Origin of the sequence: Pseudophaeobacter sp. 1A16562 (assembly GCF_041008785.1) — a bacterium.
In the GTDB taxonomy this organism is placed as follows: domain Bacteria; phylum Pseudomonadota; class Alphaproteobacteria; order Rhodobacterales; family Rhodobacteraceae; genus Phycobacter; species Phycobacter gallaeciensis_A.
In genome coordinates this window covers 72,268-87,771 of sequence record NZ_JAXGFT010000003.1, presented here as the reverse complement: position 1 = coordinate 87,771, position 15,504 = coordinate 72,268, and the positions used below count along the sequence as shown (strand labels likewise).

Genomic DNA, 15,504 nt, shown 5'->3' with positions numbered 1-15,504 from the left:
CATGTTTTACTTGCGCAAAAGGGTGATTTCGACGCGGTTGTTGCGAACCCGCATGGGGTTTTCAACGGCCAGAGTACGGTCGGCATAGCCCGTGATCCGATGGATTCGGCTAGATTTCAGACCACCCGATTCGAGTAGCTGGCGGGCCGCATCAGCGCGGGCGTGCGACAACTCCCACACCGGGTTCTTGGCAAGCACCACAGGCTGGGACCGGATGTGCCCGCCAATGGCGATACCGTTGGCCACCGTACCGCTGACCCGGGCCACCATGCGCACCAGATCGCGGAACAAGGGCGTCGGTTCTGCTGTACCATCTTCGAACAGCGCTGCGTCTTCGGTTTCGAACAATTCGATGATCAGACCTTCGTCGGTGACCCGTGTCACGATATGGCGCGCCAGGTCGGTCGAGACCATGCTTTCACCGCCAAGCCCTTTCAGCTCCTCTTCGACGACCCGGAAAACCTCCTCTTGGGCGGACTGCTCGCTTGCATCCATCAGCCCGGTCGCGCCTTGAGCCTGCCGCGCATTTGTCGGGTGTTCGTCCGTCGCGCCAATGCCGCTTTGCGGTTTGACGTCCTCGGTGAACATGCTGTCCCCGCTGAACGCGCCGTTGCCGCCACCGGAGACCCGGCTGAGCGGAATGGACGGCGAGAAATAGTCAGCCAGACCTTTGCGCTGCTTTTCAGTGGTCGCATTCAGGAGCCACATCAGAAGGAAGAATGCCATCATCGCGGTCACGAAGTCGGCGTAGGCCACCTTCCATGCACCGCCGTGATGACCATCGCCACCACCTGACTTTTTCTTCTTGATAATTATCGGAGCTACATTGCTTTGAGCGCTCATTTCAACCACCACTTTTTTTCACCCACAATCGGGGTATCAGGCAGTGTGTTAATCAGATCTTAACAGCTAAAATTGGCTGCTATTAAGACATCTAAACAAATGATTTAAGGGCATAAATGTGGTTTTCAGGGGTGAACCGAGACGACCTCAAGTCAACGATGTGGCAGCTTTGTGGCGAAGGTGTGGCGGAGGTCTGACCCCGCCACAAAAAGGGCGGGATCAGAAGGGCGTTTCAAGCGTCCAAAAGGATGTCGCCGAATGATTCGCGCAGCTTGTTCTTGAGCACTTTGCCGGTGCCGCCCAGCGGCAGATCATCGGTAAAGACCACGCGGTCCGGAATCTGCCAGCTTGCAACCTTGCCTTCGTAATGCGCCAACAGCTCTTCTTCGGTCAGACTTTCGTCGGAACGCACCGCAATCACCACCGGACGTTCATCCCACTTGGGGTGCCGGGCCGCGATGGCAGCCGCCTGGGCGACCTTGGGGTGGGACATGGCGATGTCTTCCAGCTCCACCGTCGAAATCCACTCTCCGCCCGACTTGATGATGTCCTTGGACCGGTCGCGGATGATCATATAGCCATCGGCATCGATGGTGGCGACATCGCCGGTATCGAACCAGCCATCCATGGTCAGCGCGCTGGTGTCATGGCCAAAGTAGGTATCGATGATCCAGTGACCACGGATCTGCAACTCGCCCTGGGTCTCGCCATCCTCGGGCAGGCGTTTGCCCGCCTCGTCCACGATGCGCAGTTCGACACCATAGGGCGGACGCCCCTGCCCTTCGCGGATCTTGCCCTTTTCCTCGACGCTCAGGTCGTCGTGTTTCTGCAGAAGGTTGTTGAGCGTACCCAGCGGGCTGGTTTCGGTCATGCCCCAGGCATGGATCAACTCCACCCCGTATTTGTCGCGGAAGGTCGGGATCATAACCGTCGGCAGGGCCGAGCCGCCAACAACTGTACGCTTCAGGCTTTCTGCCGTGCTGCCGGTCTTCTCCAGCGCCTGCAACAGCCCCATCCAGATGGTCGGCACACCCAGCGCAAGGGTGACCCGCTCGCCATCGATCAACTTGACCAGGCTTTCCCCATCAAGATGCGGCCCCGGCAGAACCAGCTTGGCGCCGACAGCGGCCGCAATGTAGGGAACACCCCAGGCGTTGACGTGGAACATCGGCACCACCGCCATAACCGTATCGCGCGCCGAGATCGCCAGCCCGTCCGGCTGGTTGCCGCCCATCGAGTGCAGAACCGTGGTGCGGTGGGTATATTGCACGCCCTTGGGGTTGCCGGTGGTGCCAGAGGTATAGCACAGGCTCGACGGCGTGTTTTCATCCAGGTCGGGCCAACTGTTGTCATCGCCTTCGGCGGCCAGCAGTTCGTCATAGAACAGGATGCCTGGCACGGCCTCGGCGGCCGCCTCATCCCGCGGGCCCATCAGCACGATGTGCTTCAGCGTTTTCAGGTGCTCTTTCAGCTTGCCCACCGCAGACACAAAGGTGGCGTCAATGAACAGCACCTGATCCTCTGCGTGGTTGATAATATAAATCAGCTGTTCCGGCTTCAGGCGCGGGTTGATCGTGTGACAGATCATCCCGCCACCGGAGACACCGAAATAGATTTCCAGATGGCGGCGGTTGTTCCAGGCGATGGTGCCGCAGCGCTCTCCTGCCTTGATGCCAAGACGCTTCAGCGCGGCGGACAGTTTGCGGGCATTCGCCTCGATCTCACCCCAGTTGGAATGCACGACCTCGCCCGAGGTTTCGACCGAAGTCACGGTGGTGTTGCCGTGGTACCGGCCCGCATGTTCGATCAACGAGCTGATCGTCAGCGGTTTGTGCATCATCTTGCCAAGCATTTTGCCTTGCTCCTCCAAAATTCACTCGGCGGCCAGAGCCGCCCGGTTGCGGATCAGATCCGCGGCTTTTTCTGCGATCATGATGGTCGGTGCGTTGGTGTTGCCCCCGATCAGCCGCGGCATGACCGATGCATCCACAACGCGCAGGCCCTCCATGCCGCGCACTTTCAATTCCGGATCGACGACCGCCATTTCGTCCTGCCCCATCCTGCAGGTACCCACCGGATGATAGATCGTATCCGACCGCGCCCGGATGTGCTGCTCCAACGCTGCGTCATCCGGCTCACCTTCGATGAACAGCTCCTTGTGGATGTAGCCCTGCAAGGGTGGCGTCTGCATGATCTGCCGGGTCTTGCGCACGCCCCTGATCAGGGTGGTCAGATCCTCGGGATCGGACAGGAACTGCGGATCGATCCGCGGCGGCGCCATCGGATCGCCCGAGGTCAGCCCGACCGAGCCACGCGATTTCGGTCGCAACACACAGATGTGACAGCTGAAGCCATGGCCCAGGTGCAGCTTGCGGGCGTGGTCATCGACGATGGAAATGACGAAATGCAGCTGCACATCGGCGCGCTCCAGTGTCGGATCGGTTTTCAGAAACGCCGCCCCTTCGGCAAAGGGAGTCGCCAGCATCCCCTTGCCCGTCTTGCGCCAGTCGTTGATGTGCTTCAGCAGGCTGACGCTGCCCGGCAAAGAGATCCCGAAATTGTCCCGGTCCTTGCTTTTGTAGGCGAGGGTGAAATCGAGATGATCCTGCAGGTTCTGCCCGACGCCGGGCAACTCGTGCACCATACCAATCCCATGCGGCGTGATATCCTCAGCGCGCCCCACCCCCGACAGCTGCAAAAGCTGCGGTGAATTGAAGGCGCCACCGCAGAGGATCACCTCGCGCCCGGCGTTGACCGTCAGATCCTGCCCACCTTTCCGGTACGCAACGCCGGTGGCGCGCTTGCCCTGAAACAGCACCTTGGTGGCGTGGGCACCGGTGATCACCGTCAGGTTCGCGCGATCCATCACCGGGTGCAGATAGGCTGCCGCGGCCGAGCAACGCTCGCCATTCTTCTCCGCCGCGTGGAACTGCGTCACCTGATAAAGGCCGATGCCTTCATTATCTCCAGTATTGAAATCCGCCGTCTCGCGGATCTGCAGCGCCTTGCCCGCCTCGACAAAGGCGCGTGTGATGGGGCGCGGGGATTTCTGGTGACTGACCTGCAGGGGGCCATCACCGCCATGCACCGCATCGCTGCCAGCTTCGTTGTTTTCGGCGCGCTGGAAATAGGGCAGCACGTCACTCCAGCCCCAACCATCACAGCCCAGCGCTGCCCATTCATCATAGTCACCCGCATGACCGCGGACATAGAGCATGGCGTTGATCGCGCTGGAGCCGCCCAGCGCCTTACCGCGCGGCTGGTATCCCTTGCGCCCGTTCAGCCCCGGCTGCGGCACAGTCTCAAACGCCCAGTTGTTGATCTTGGGACGGCCCGGCAACATGGCAACCACCGCCGCCGGTGCGCGTACCAGAATGCTGTCACCGCGCCCGCCTGCCTCCAGCAGGCAGACGCTGGTGTTCGGATCCTCGCTGAGCCTTGAGGCCAGAGTTGACCCTGCTGAACCGCCCCCCACAATCACATAGTCGAACTGCATCGCTCCCCTCCCAAGGCTGCATCCTGTTCCAAGGTGAGCGCAGGAAGGGGTATCCTGTCCACGTTTACTGTGCGTAAACCATGATTGCGCGGATCCCGGCTTAGCTGCCCTCGCGCGCGCCGGTTACCGGACGGGCCGAAGTCGCATAGCGCTCCGAGGCTTCATAATAGTCGTCAAATCCGATCCGGCGGCGCAGCTCCATGAAATCCATCAGGTTGCTACGTGGCTGACCCACTTTCATCTCGGCCAGCGTCTGCATCATTGCCTGCATCGCCGAGGCCATCAGCGACAACGGGTAGGCCGCAATACGGTATCCAATCTCCTCCAGCGCCTCGGGCGGCAGGTCGGGGGTTTCGCCACCTTCGACGATATTGGCCATATTGGGCGCATCCGTTGCCGCGCAGACCTCGCGCATCTCCGCCTCGGACCGGGGCGCCTCGACAAAGATGATATCGGCGCCCAGCTCACGGAACTTCTGCGCGCGGGTCAGCGCCTCATTCAGCCCGTGATCATGACGGGCATCGGTGCGCGCGAGGATCAGGATGTCCTGTCCCTCGTTGCGCGCATCCACAGCGGCGCGGATGCGGTCAAAGGCTTCCTCGCGGCCCACCACGGCCTTGCCCGGTGTGTGACCGCAGCGTTTCGGCGCCAGCTGATCCTCGATCATCACGGCGGCGCAGCCCGCATTCGCCATCCCCTGTACCGTGCGGCGCACGTTCATCGCATTGCCATAACCGGTGTCCCCGTCGGCAATCAGCGGCATGGTGATGGCACCCGCTATATTGCGGGCCTGATCCAGCACCTCACCATAGCTCATAAGGCCCAGATCCGGCGCCCCGATCCGCGAGGCAGAGGCGCCAAACCCGGTCATGAAGGTCAGATCGAACCCGGCCTGTTCGATCAGCTTGGCAGACAGCGCATCATAGGCGCAGGGCATGGTGTGAAGGCGGGGCTGCGCAAGAAGCGCGCGCAGGCGGTCAGCAGGTGTCGTCATGTCACTCACAATTTGAAGGGGATATAAAGGGCAAGGTCGGGCACCAGATAGAGCAGCACCACACAGAAGAACATCAGGAGCAGGAAGGGGATCGCCCCACGCGCCACATCGCCAAGCGTGGCCCGCGCCACGGCCTGGATCACGTAAAGGTTCAGCCCCACCGGCGGCGTGATCAGGGCCGCCTCGACCATGACCACCATGAAGACGCCGAACCAGATCGGATCAAAGCCCAGCCCCATGGCAGCAGGCAGCAGCACCGGGGTCATGATCAGCACCATCGACAGCGCCTCCAGTACCAGACCCATCACCACGAGGATACCGGCCACCAGCAGCACGAACATCACCGGGCTGGACACCGCGTCCGAGATGAAGGCGCTGATTTCCTGCGGGATGCGATACAGGGTGATCGCCTTTCCGAACACCTTGGCACCCGCGATGATCAGCAGGATCGCGACCGTGGTCGCCATGCTGTCCACCGCCGCCTCCCAGAAGGCTTTCCAGGTCAGCGTACGCAGGACCAACGCGGTGATGACCACGGCAAAGGCAAATCCGATGGCCGCGGCCTCGGTCGGGGTAAAGGCACCGGAATAGATGCCCGCCACAACCACGGTGGCCAACGCAATCGACGGCAGCGCCCGCAGGGTGGCGCGGCGGCGTTCGGCGCCGGTCGCCTTTTTACTGCGGCCCATGCCCTTCATCGAGGCATAGATCATCGAATAGCCCGCAAACAGCACCAGCAGCGCCAGACCGGGGCCGACACCGGCCAGGAACAGGGCAATCACCGATTCCTCGGTGACGAAACCGTAGATGATCATCGGGATCGACGGCGGGATCAGGATCCCCAGTGTGCCGCCAGCGGCCAACAACCCGTAGACAAAGCGCCGCTCGTAGCCGCGGTTAATCATTTCCGGGATGGCAACGGTGCCAATGGTAGCGGCCGTCGCCACCGAAGAGCCGGAGATCGCGGCGAACAACCCGCAGGAAATCACCGTCGCCACGGCCAACCCACCAGGCCAGTGGCCGACCCAGGCCTGCACGGCGGCATATAGATCACGCCCAACGCCGCCTTTCAGCAGCACATTGGACATCAACAGGAACAGCGGCACCGCCAGCAGAATGAAGCCATCCAGAGTGGAGAGGATCGCCTGCGGCGCCATCAGCGGAGAAAACCCGCCAAGGATCAGCATCGACAGCCCGAGCCCACCAAGCGCAAAGGCAACCGGCACACCAACAAGCAGCAGCGCGAACAGGGCGAAAAGGATCAGGAAAACCGTCATTATTCATGCTCTCCTTCAGCCGCGATATGCCCCTGCGCCGCGCGCCAGACCTCGATCACGGATTGCAGCAGCAGCACCGCAAAGCCGAAGGGCAGCGACAGTTCGACGTACCACATGGGCATGTCCAGCATGGTGCCGGTGGTGCGCCCGCGCATGAAACTGTCGTGGAAAATCTCATATCCGTAGACCAGCACGACAGCGGAGAACACCGCCACCACCGCCATGGCAAAAACATCCGCACCGATCCTGGGACCACGCGGCAATCCGGAGATCACCGCCGTGATGCGGATATGGCGCCGTTCGCGCAGGCACCAGGGCGCCGCGATCAGCGATCCCCAGATCAGGCAGAACTGGCTCAGCTCCGCCGCCCAGATGGTGGGGCGGACAAAGAAATAGCGGGCCATGACCTCATAGGTCAGCATGACCCCCGCAAGAACAAAGAGGACCGCCGCCACAAGGGCCAGCGCGGTCACGAACCTGGCAAAAACGTGCATGGAATTTCCCGAAGAATAAGATGGACCGGCCCCGGATGCGGCGCCAGTCCGTGACTGTCAGGCTCAGAATTTCTCGGCAGCAGACAGGATTTCTGCGCCCAGATCACCGGCCTTGGCGCGGAAACCGTCATAGACGGGCGCGGCAGCCTCTTTCCAGGCAGCGATCTCTGCGTCGGTCGGTTGGTACACCGTCATCCCGGCCTTTTCTGCCTCGGCATAGGCGGCAGCCTCGATCGCGGACATCTCGTCCCGGACCGCGATTTCAGCCTTGCGGGCGGCATCGGCCATAATCTTCTGATGCTCAGCCGACAGACCATTCCACCAGTCGGTGTTGGCCACGACGATGAATTCGATATCGGCGTGGTTGGTGACGGTGATAGTGTCCATGACCTCCCACAGTTTGCGGGATTTCACGCCCGAAACACCGGTCATGCCGATATCAACGGTGCCGCGCTGATAGGCCAGATACTGCTCGGAGCCGGAAATCAGCGTCGGTGCACCGCCGGTCGCAGTGACGAAATCACCCAGCGTCTTGCCGAAGACGCGGGCCTTCTTGCCCTCCATATCAGCAGGCGTTTTCACCGGACCGTCCTGGGACAGCATGATGGCGCCGCCATAGGCCTGCCACCACAGAACCGTGGCCCCGGTATCGGCGATGGCCGCATCGATGGGTCCGCGCACCGGGCTGTCCGGCGCAACCGCCTTGCGCACCTTTTCCTCTGAGTTGAACAGGAACGGCATATAGAAGACATCCACCGCCGGAATATCCCCGACATAGCGCGTCAGCGAAGCTACGCCCATCTCGATGGCGCCAGAGCCGACAGCGGCAGGCACTTCCTTGTCCTTGTAAAGCTGCGCGGAGTCGTAAATCTCCACCGCGATGTCACCGTTCGAGGTCTTTTCGACCTCTTCCTTGAACATCAAGAGGTTCTGGCCAAGGTGGCTTTTGAGCGGCAGCTGCAAAGAGATACGTGCAGTCACATCCGCAGCAAATGCGGGCAGTGCAGTGCACAGCGCCAGCGCGGCGCCTGTCAGCGTCGAAGTCAGTTTCATGAATTTTCCTCCCGTTAATAAAAGAATGTTCCATCAAGGACTTACCTTTGGTCAAGGAAAATGCCGGGGGCCTGCCGGGTGCGATAGTCGAACTTTAAAAAATTTATACAATTCAATTATTTGACTGGTTTTGCAGCTCAATTTTTTTTGGGAAGGCCGCATCCAAAGCGCCCTCAGCCGGGCGATAACGCGCAGCGGCTGCAACAAAAAGAAAGGCGCCGCGCAAATTGCGCGACGCCTTTCTTTTTGCCGGGCCCAACGGGAGAGGATCCTCCCGCAGGGGATCCGATCCGGGCGGGAGCCCCCCGCCCGAGGCGCATCCGGACCTCAGCCCAGGGTATTAGCCCAGAACCGCTTTCACGGCCCGCGCGGTTGCCGCAACCACGGTGTCGGCCTCTTCACGGGTCAGGCAGAAGGGCGGCGCAAAGCCCAGGATATCACCCTGCGGCATGGCGCGGGCAATCACCCGGTCCTGCTCCAGGAGATTGGCCGAGATCTGCGGACCGATCTTGTCAGCCGCGTCAAAGAAGGTGCGGCTATCCCGATCCTTCACGAATTCCACCGCACAGAGCATGCCTTCGCCGCGGATGTCGCCGACATGGGCATGATCGCCCAGCGCGTCCTTCATCGACTGGTTCAGGTAGGCGCCCACGCTGCCTGCGTTTTCAACCAGATTCAGTTCATCGATCAGCTTGAGGTTGGCAACGCCCGCCGCAGCACCGATGGGGTGCGCCGAATAGGTCCAGCCGTGGCCGATGGGGCCGTTCTCATCGGTGCCCTGCTCCAGCACCTTCCAGACCTTGTCGGATACGATCGAACCGGACAGCGGCGCATAGGCCGAGGTTAGGCCCTTGGCGATGGTGATGATATCCGCTTCCAGCCCGTAGTGATCGCTGCCGAACATGGTGCCGAGACGGCCAAACCCGGTGACGACCTCATCCACGACCAGCAGGATGTCGTGCTTTTTCAGCACGGCCTGGATCGCTTCCCAGTAACCGGCGGGGGGCGGCACGATGCCACCGGTGCCCAGAACCGGTTCACCGATGAAGGCGGCGATGGTGTCGGCGCCTTCGCGCTCGATCAGCGCTTCCAGTTCTGCGACGCAATGGGCAACGAATTGTTCTTCGGTCTGGTTCTGATCCTCGCGGCGGAAATAATAGGGCGCATCGGTGTGCACCACCTGCGCCAGCGGCAGGTCGAATTTCTTGTGGAACAGCTCAAGCCCCGTCAGCGAGCCGGTGACCAGCCCAGAGCCGTGATAGCCGCGCCAGCGCGAGATGATCTTCTTCTTCTCGGGGCGACCCAGTATGTTGTTATAATACCAGATCAGCTTGACGTTGGTTTCATTGGCGTCCGAGCCGCCGAGGCCAAAATAGACCTTGGACATATTCGAAGGCGCCCGGTCCAGGATCATCTTCGAGAGGGTGATCGACGCCTCGGTGCCATGCCCGACATAAGAGTGGTAATAGGCCAATTCGCGGGCCTGATCTGCGATGGCTTCGGCGATTTCCTGACGACCATAGCCCACGTTCACGCAGTACAGCCCGGCAAAGGCGTCCAGCAGCTTGGTGCCGTCGCGGTCCTCGATATGCACGCCGCTGGCGGTCTTGATCACCCGGTTCGGGCTTTCACCGCGCGCGTGCTGCGCCAGATGGGTCGAGGGGTGAAAGAAGTTGTCGCGGTCCCATTGGTCCAGTTGATCGTTTTTCAGCATATCTAGTCCTTCTGCGTTTCCCGGTGCCCGCACGGCCCGGGTGTGATCGTTTGATATTCAATTGCCCGGCAAGGGGCCCGTCACGCCCAGTCGCGGCAGACGTATTTGACCTCGGTGAATTCTTCCATGCCCAGACGCGCACCTTCGCGACCCAGACCGGATTGCTTGGCGCCGCCAAAGGGGATCGGCGCACCGGTCACCTTGGTCCGGTTCACGGCCACCATGCCAAATTGCAGCGCCCGCGACAGCCGGTAGATACGGCGCGGATCCTGCGTATGCACATAGGCCACCAGCCCGTATTCGGTGTCGTTGGCACGCTGGGTGATTTCCTCTTCGCTGTCAAAGGGGGCCACCGGCGCCACCGGACCAAAGGTTTCCTCGTGCATGATCTTGGCATCCTGCGGCACGTTGGTCAGCACGGTCGGCTGATAGAACAGCGGCCCCATGGCGTGGCGTTCGCCGCCGCAGGCCAGTTTGGCGCCCTTCTCAATCGCGTCGCGCACATGTTCTTCCTGCTTGGCCACGACCCGGTCGTGCATCAGCGGCCCGATGTCCGGGTCGTCCATGCCTAGACCAACGGTCAGTTTCTTGGTCGCCGCCGTCAGACGCTTGCAGAACTCCGGGTAGACGCTGCGCTGCACGAAGATCCGGTTAGCGCCGAGGCAATCCTGACCCGAGGTCGCGAACTTCGCCTTCATGGTCTCTTCGACCGCCTGATCAAGATCGGCATCCTCGAAGACGATCACCGGTGCGTGGCCGCCCAGCTCCATCACCAGCCGCTTCACCGTATCGGCGCTTTGCCGGTACAACAGCTTGCCCACTTCGGTAGAGCCGGTGAAGGACAGCGCCCGCACACGGGTATCTTCGGTCCAGGGTTTGACCACAGTGGGCGCATCGCCGGTGACGACGTTGAACACCCCGGCAGGCACGCCCGCGCGTTCGGCCAATTCGGCCAGGGCCAGAGCGCTGAACGGGGTTTCCGCCGAAGGGTGCGCCACAACGGTGCAGCCCGCCGCCAGCGCCGCTGCTGCCTTGCGCGTCAGCATTGCGGAGGGGAAGTTCCACGGCGTGATCAGCGCCACCACGCCAACCGGCTCGCGCCACAGCTCGACCTCGGCATCGGGCAGGTGGCTGGTGACGCCTTCGATGTTCGGACGCTTGGCCTCTTCGGCGTAGAACTCCACAAAGCCCGCGCCGTAGTCGATTTCGCCCATCGCCTCGGACAGGGGTTTACCCTGTTCCAGCACCATGATCCGGGCCAGATCCTCCTTATGATCGAGCTGCAGCTGATACCACCGGCGCAGGATGGCCGAACGTTCCTGCGGCAAAAGCCCCGCCCAAGCGGCGAAAGCATTCTGCGCGGCATCGACCGCAGCAGAGGATTCTTCTGCCGAAAGGCTCGCGACATGGCCAACCACATTTCCGGTTCCGGGGTCCTTCACGGCAAAGGTATTGCCGTCTTCAGCCGTCTGCCACCGGCCATTCACATAAGAAAATGAACGGACTAGCGTTTTGTCCGCGATATCGCTGCGGGCAGAAAGGGCGGTGTCGGCCATGGCAAATCCTCCTGAAGTTCAGGAGGACATTCCTCTGCCAGACCCAGAAACAGTAGCCAAAGTTCCCCCATGAAGGAGAAGATTCAGCTGCCAGCCCCCCGTCCCAGCAAAATATCCAGCGGCGGACCGCCCGGACCTTTGACCGGTTTGGTCACGATATAGGTGAAATAGCGCGACAGGCCGATGCGGGCATCCAGCATCGAATCGATCAGCCGCTGATAGGCATCGATGTCATGGGTGACGATCTGCATCAGGTAATCGAAGCCGCCGCCCAGCGCCCAGCAGGCCGTGACCTCATCATAGCGCTGGATCGCCAGCTCAAACGCCTGAAACCGGGCCGCCGTGTGATCGGCAATTTCCACCGCCACAAACACCGTTATATGCGGCGCCAGTTTGCGCAGGTTGATGCGGGCGCCGTAACCTTCGATCAGCCCGGCCTTTTCCAGCTTGCGCAGCCGGTCCCAGCACGGTGTCGGAGACAGGCCGATGCGTTCGGCCAGGGCCGCTTTGGTAATGCGCCCCTCCTGCGTCAGCACGCGGAGAATGGCGATATCCCGGTCATCAAGACGTATCATGCGTCAGGGCTGTATCACGGGTGTGATCACTGGAAAAGCACCCCGCGAATCTGTGAACACTGCGCCACCTGCCGTGCCGGAGAGAACACAGGTGACCGCGATACCGGCGTAGGTTCTACTCTGGACCAAAACTGTCCAAAGATTCGCCAGTTGTGCACAACAATCACGCAACCTGCCGCTCACGACGTCGTAAATGCCGATTATGCGTGTCGTTTTGAGCAAATCCTTTGCCGCGAATAGATCGGAATCGGAGGATGTACTCATCTACAAAGATTACAGTCCCTATTTCCGACACCCCTCCTTTGAACAGAGGTCCCCATGCCACTGGAACTTGCTCCGTTTACTGAGGGCGAATACGCCCGCCGCATCGCCAAGACCCGCAAAGCCATGGAGGCTGCCGGGATTGACGTTCTGTTCGTCACGGATCCGTCCAATCAGGCCTGGCTGACCGGCTATGACGGATGGTCCTTCTATGTGCATCAGGGTGTCATCCTGGGGCTGAATGGTGATCCAATCTGGTGGGGCCGCACGATGGACGCCTTTGGCGCCCTGCGCACCGTCTGGATGGAAGAGCGCAGCGTCATCGGCTACGACGACCGCTATATCCAGTCGACCACCTGCCACCCGATGGAAGATCTGGCCGCGCATCTGACCCGGCTCGGATACGGCAAGGCCCGCGTCGGCGTGGAAATGGAAAACTACTATTACTCTGCCAAGGCCCACGCTGTCCTGCAAAAGAACCTGCCCAACGCCAGCCTGCATGACGCCACCGCGCTGGTGAACTGGCAGCGTGCGGTGAAGTCCGACGAAGAGCTGATGTTCATTCGCCGGGCCGCCCGCATCACCGAAAACATCGTCAATCTGGCCATCGAACGCGCGCGCCCCGGTCTGCGCAAGAACGAGCTGGTCGGCGACCTGCTGCAAGCCGGCACCTACGGGGTTGGCGAAGACTGGGGTGATTACCCGGCCATCGTGCCGCTGACGCCCTCTGGCCTGGATGCCACCGCCGCGCATATGACCTGGGACGGGCGCGAGATGCAGACCGGCGAGGCAACTTTCTTTGAACTCTCTGGCTGCTACCGCCGTTACCACGCGCCGCTGTGCCGTACCGTGCACCTGGGCCAACCGCCGCAGGAGATGCTGGACGCTTCTTCCGCGCTGAACGAAGGGATCGAGGCCGGGATCGAGGCTGCAAAGGCCGGCAACCGCGCCTGCGACATTGCCAATGCCCTGAATGGCGCCCTGAAAAAGGCCGGGATCGACCGCAACGGACGCTGCGGCTACCCGATCGGTCTCAGCTACCCGCCGGACTGGGGGGAGCGGACCATTTCGCTGCGGGACACCGACGAAACCGTGCTGATGCCGGGGATGACCTTCCACTTCATGCCCGCGCTCTGGATGGACAGCTGGGGGCTTGAGACCACCGAGACGATCCTGATACGCGAGAACGGACCAGCCGAAGCCCTCTGCGATGTGGAGCGTAAAATCTTTGTGAAAGACGAGGTTCTGAATGACCTTCCTGCCCCGAACGACGGATTTGTTGGGAGAACTCATCGCGCAACCGACCGTGTCCGCGAGCAGCAACCTGACATTGATGTCGCTATTGGCGGACCGGCTGGATAGCGCAGGCGCACAGGTTCATCTGTGGACCGACGACACCGGCAGCAAGGCCAATCTTTTCGCCACCATCGGTCCTGATACCGATGGTGGCATCGTTCTCTCGGGCCATTCGGACGTGGTGCCTGTGACCGATCAGGACTGGTCCAGCGATCCCTTCGAGATGGTGGAGCGCGACGGCAAGCTGTTCGGGCGTGGCACCTGCGACATGAAGGGATTCATCGCGGCAGCAACCGCGATGGCGCCGCATTACGCGGCGCTGAACCCGACCCGACCGATCCACTTCGCCTTCACCTATGACGAAGAGGTCGGCTGCTTTGGCGCGCAGGCTCTGGCCAAGTCGCTGAAAGAACGGGAGATACGCCCCTCGGTCTGCATCGTCGGAGAGCCTACGATGATGCGCATCATCGAAGGCCACAAAGGCTGCTATGAATATTCGACCCACTTCACAGGGCTCGAAGGACACGGATCCGGGCCGGATCTGGGGGTCAATGCTGCGGAATACGCGGCGCGCTATGTCGCCCGCCTGCTGGAGCTGAAGGACGCCCTGCGCGCCCGCGCCCCCGAAGGCAGCCGGTTCGAACCGCCCTGGACCACAATCAACACCGGCGCGCTGGTCAGCGGCCACGCCCATAACGTGATCCCCGGCAAAGCGCGGGTCGACTGGGAAATGCGCCCGGTGCAGAAATCCGATGCCGACTTCGTCAAAGAAGACCTGCACCGGCTATGTACTCACTCCCTGATCCCGCAGATGCAGGCGGTGTTCCCCGAGGCAGGCATCGTCACCGAGGTGATCGGAGAGGTCGACGGTTTGGAGCCAGTGACCGACAACGAGGCCCGCGAGATCCTGCAGGAGCTGACCGGGGCAAATGGCGCCGATCTGGTGGCATTCGGCACCGAGGCCGGGATTTTCCAGGGGCTTGGTATGAATGTCGCCGTCTGCGGACCGGGATCGATCGAACAGGCGCATAAACCCGACGAATACGTCTCGCTCGACCAGCTGTCGCAATGCCTCGGGCTGCTCGAAGGGCTCTCTGCCAAACTGGTCTGAACAGATATTTGCGCCGACGGGCGGGGACAGGTACACAGGCACCCAACCAAGGGAGGCCTCCAATGACCTCATCCTCGCCCAACATGGCGCTGGATCTCGACAATGCCGACTATAGTGCCCGTGACCGGTTCGAATTGATGCACCGGGAAATCCGGGATCGCATCTGTCTGCTGGACTATGCGCCCGGAACCCGCCTGTCGGAAACCGAACTGGCCGAGGAATTCGGCGTCAGTCGCACCCCGCTGCGCCGGGTTCTTGCCCGGCTCGAAGACGAGGGACTGGTGCAATCGGTACACGGCGTAGGCACCTTCGTCACCGATGTGAACCTTGAGGAACTGGCGCAAACCTACCAGCTAAGGATGGAACTGGCCGGCATGATGGGCCACATCATGCCCCTGCCGCCCAGCGACGCGCTGCTTGCCGAGTTCCGCGCCCTGTCGGATCGCTCCCAATCCCTGCTGCAGGACCCGGCCCCGCGCGAATTTGCCCGGCTGATCACCGATTTCTTCCTCGCCACGCTGAAACTGACCGGCAACATGCCGCTGCGCACCACGGCCGAGCGGCTGTATTACCAGACCTCGCGGATCTGGCTGACCTCGGTGATCGATTCCGTCATCGACCTGTGCGATGAAATGCGCATCTTCGATGGCGAGATCAGCACCGTCACAGCAGCGCTGGAGGCTGGCGACCTTCAGGCTGCCGCGATGCTGCAACAGGCTCATATCTCGATGAGTTTCAGCCGCATGAGAGCTGGATAAAGACTGCCGGATCGAATGCTTTGGCAGGTTTCCTATTTGGCTGACCTGCCTTAAACCGCATGTTAGCAGAAATATC

Annotated in this window: 13 protein-coding genes; 3 read left to right on the top strand and 10 right to left on the bottom strand. The window is 61.5% G+C overall.

What is annotated here, in order from left to right; genetic code table 11:
• Positions 1-6 precede the first annotated feature (6 nt).
• The 10 genes from SM764_RS04840 to SM764_RS04795 all read right to left on the bottom strand — a co-directional run bounded on the left by SM764_RS04840 (position 7) and on the right by SM764_RS04795 (position 11,999).
• Positions 7-843, bottom strand: a complete 837-nt coding sequence (locus tag SM764_RS04840; RefSeq protein WP_065272117.1) for an OmpA/MotB family protein — start codon at positions 841-843, stop codon at positions 7-9.
• Positions 844-1,075: 232 nt separating this feature from the next.
• The gene (locus SM764_RS04835) at positions 1,076-2,695 is read right to left on the bottom strand and encodes a long-chain-fatty-acid--CoA ligase (RefSeq protein ID WP_369001177.1); all 1,620 of its coding nucleotides are present in this window, start codon (positions 2,693-2,695) and stop codon (positions 1,076-1,078) included.
• Between the two features lie 21 nt (positions 2,696-2,716).
• Positions 2,717-4,339: a GMC family oxidoreductase gene (locus SM764_RS04830; RefSeq protein WP_369001176.1), complete on the bottom strand. Its 1,623-nt coding sequence runs from the start codon at positions 4,337-4,339 to the stop codon at positions 2,717-2,719.
• A gap of 100 nt (positions 4,340-4,439) precedes the next feature.
• The gene (locus SM764_RS04825) at positions 4,440-5,333 is read right to left on the bottom strand and encodes an isocitrate lyase/PEP mutase family protein (RefSeq protein WP_369001175.1); all 894 of its coding nucleotides are present in this window, start codon (positions 5,331-5,333) and stop codon (positions 4,440-4,442) included.
• Positions 5,334-5,338: 5 nt separating this feature from the next.
• Positions 5,339-6,610: a TRAP transporter large permease gene (locus SM764_RS04820; protein ID WP_369001174.1), complete on the bottom strand. Its 1,272-nt coding sequence runs from the start codon at positions 6,608-6,610 to the stop codon at positions 5,339-5,341.
• The gene (locus tag SM764_RS04815) at positions 6,610-7,104 is read right to left on the bottom strand and encodes a TRAP transporter small permease (RefSeq protein WP_274831695.1); all 495 of its coding nucleotides are present in this window, start codon (positions 7,102-7,104) and stop codon (positions 6,610-6,612) included. Before SM764_RS04815 ends, SM764_RS04820 begins: the two co-directional genes overlap by 1 nt.
• Before the next feature lie 63 nt (positions 7,105-7,167).
• Positions 7,168-8,157 carry a TRAP transporter substrate-binding protein gene (locus tag SM764_RS04810; protein WP_274836083.1) on the bottom strand — a complete coding sequence of 330 codons (990 nt, stop codon included), beginning with the start codon at positions 8,155-8,157 and terminating at the stop codon, positions 7,168-7,170.
• A 340-nt stretch (positions 8,158-8,497) separates the two neighbouring features.
• On the bottom strand, positions 8,498-9,871 hold the full coding sequence (locus tag SM764_RS04805; RefSeq protein WP_368948553.1) for an aspartate aminotransferase family protein: 1,374 nt from the start codon (positions 9,869-9,871) through the stop codon (positions 8,498-8,500).
• An 80-nt stretch (positions 9,872-9,951) separates the two neighbouring features.
• Positions 9,952-11,427, bottom strand: coding sequence for an NAD-dependent succinate-semialdehyde dehydrogenase (locus SM764_RS04800; RefSeq protein ID WP_274829366.1), 1,476 nt, complete (start codon positions 11,425-11,427; stop codon positions 9,952-9,954).
• An 83-nt stretch (positions 11,428-11,510) separates the two neighbouring features.
• Positions 11,511-11,999: an Lrp/AsnC family transcriptional regulator gene (locus SM764_RS04795; RefSeq protein ID WP_065273657.1), complete on the bottom strand. Its 489-nt coding sequence runs from the start codon at positions 11,997-11,999 to the stop codon at positions 11,511-11,513.
• Between the two features lie 321 nt (positions 12,000-12,320).
• On the opposite strand from SM764_RS04795, the gene SM764_RS04790 reads away from it, so the two are divergent.
• The 3 genes from SM764_RS04790 (at position 12,321) to SM764_RS04780 (ending at position 15,428) form a co-directional block, all read left to right on the top strand.
• The gene (locus tag SM764_RS04790; protein WP_347509898.1) at positions 12,321-13,625 is read left to right on the top strand and encodes a M24 family metallopeptidase; all 1,305 of its coding nucleotides are present in this window, start codon (positions 12,321-12,323) and stop codon (positions 13,623-13,625) included.
• Entirely contained in the window at positions 13,513-14,670 is a 1,158-nt protein-coding gene (argE, locus tag SM764_RS04785) for an acetylornithine deacetylase (RefSeq protein ID WP_369001173.1), read from the top strand. The genes SM764_RS04790 and argE overlap by 113 nt, the downstream gene beginning before the upstream one ends.
• A gap of 62 nt (positions 14,671-14,732) precedes the next feature.
• Positions 14,733-15,428, top strand: a complete 696-nt coding sequence (locus tag SM764_RS04780) for a GntR family transcriptional regulator (protein ID WP_065272108.1) — start codon at positions 14,733-14,735, stop codon at positions 15,426-15,428.
• Positions 15,429-15,504 lie beyond the last annotated feature (76 nt).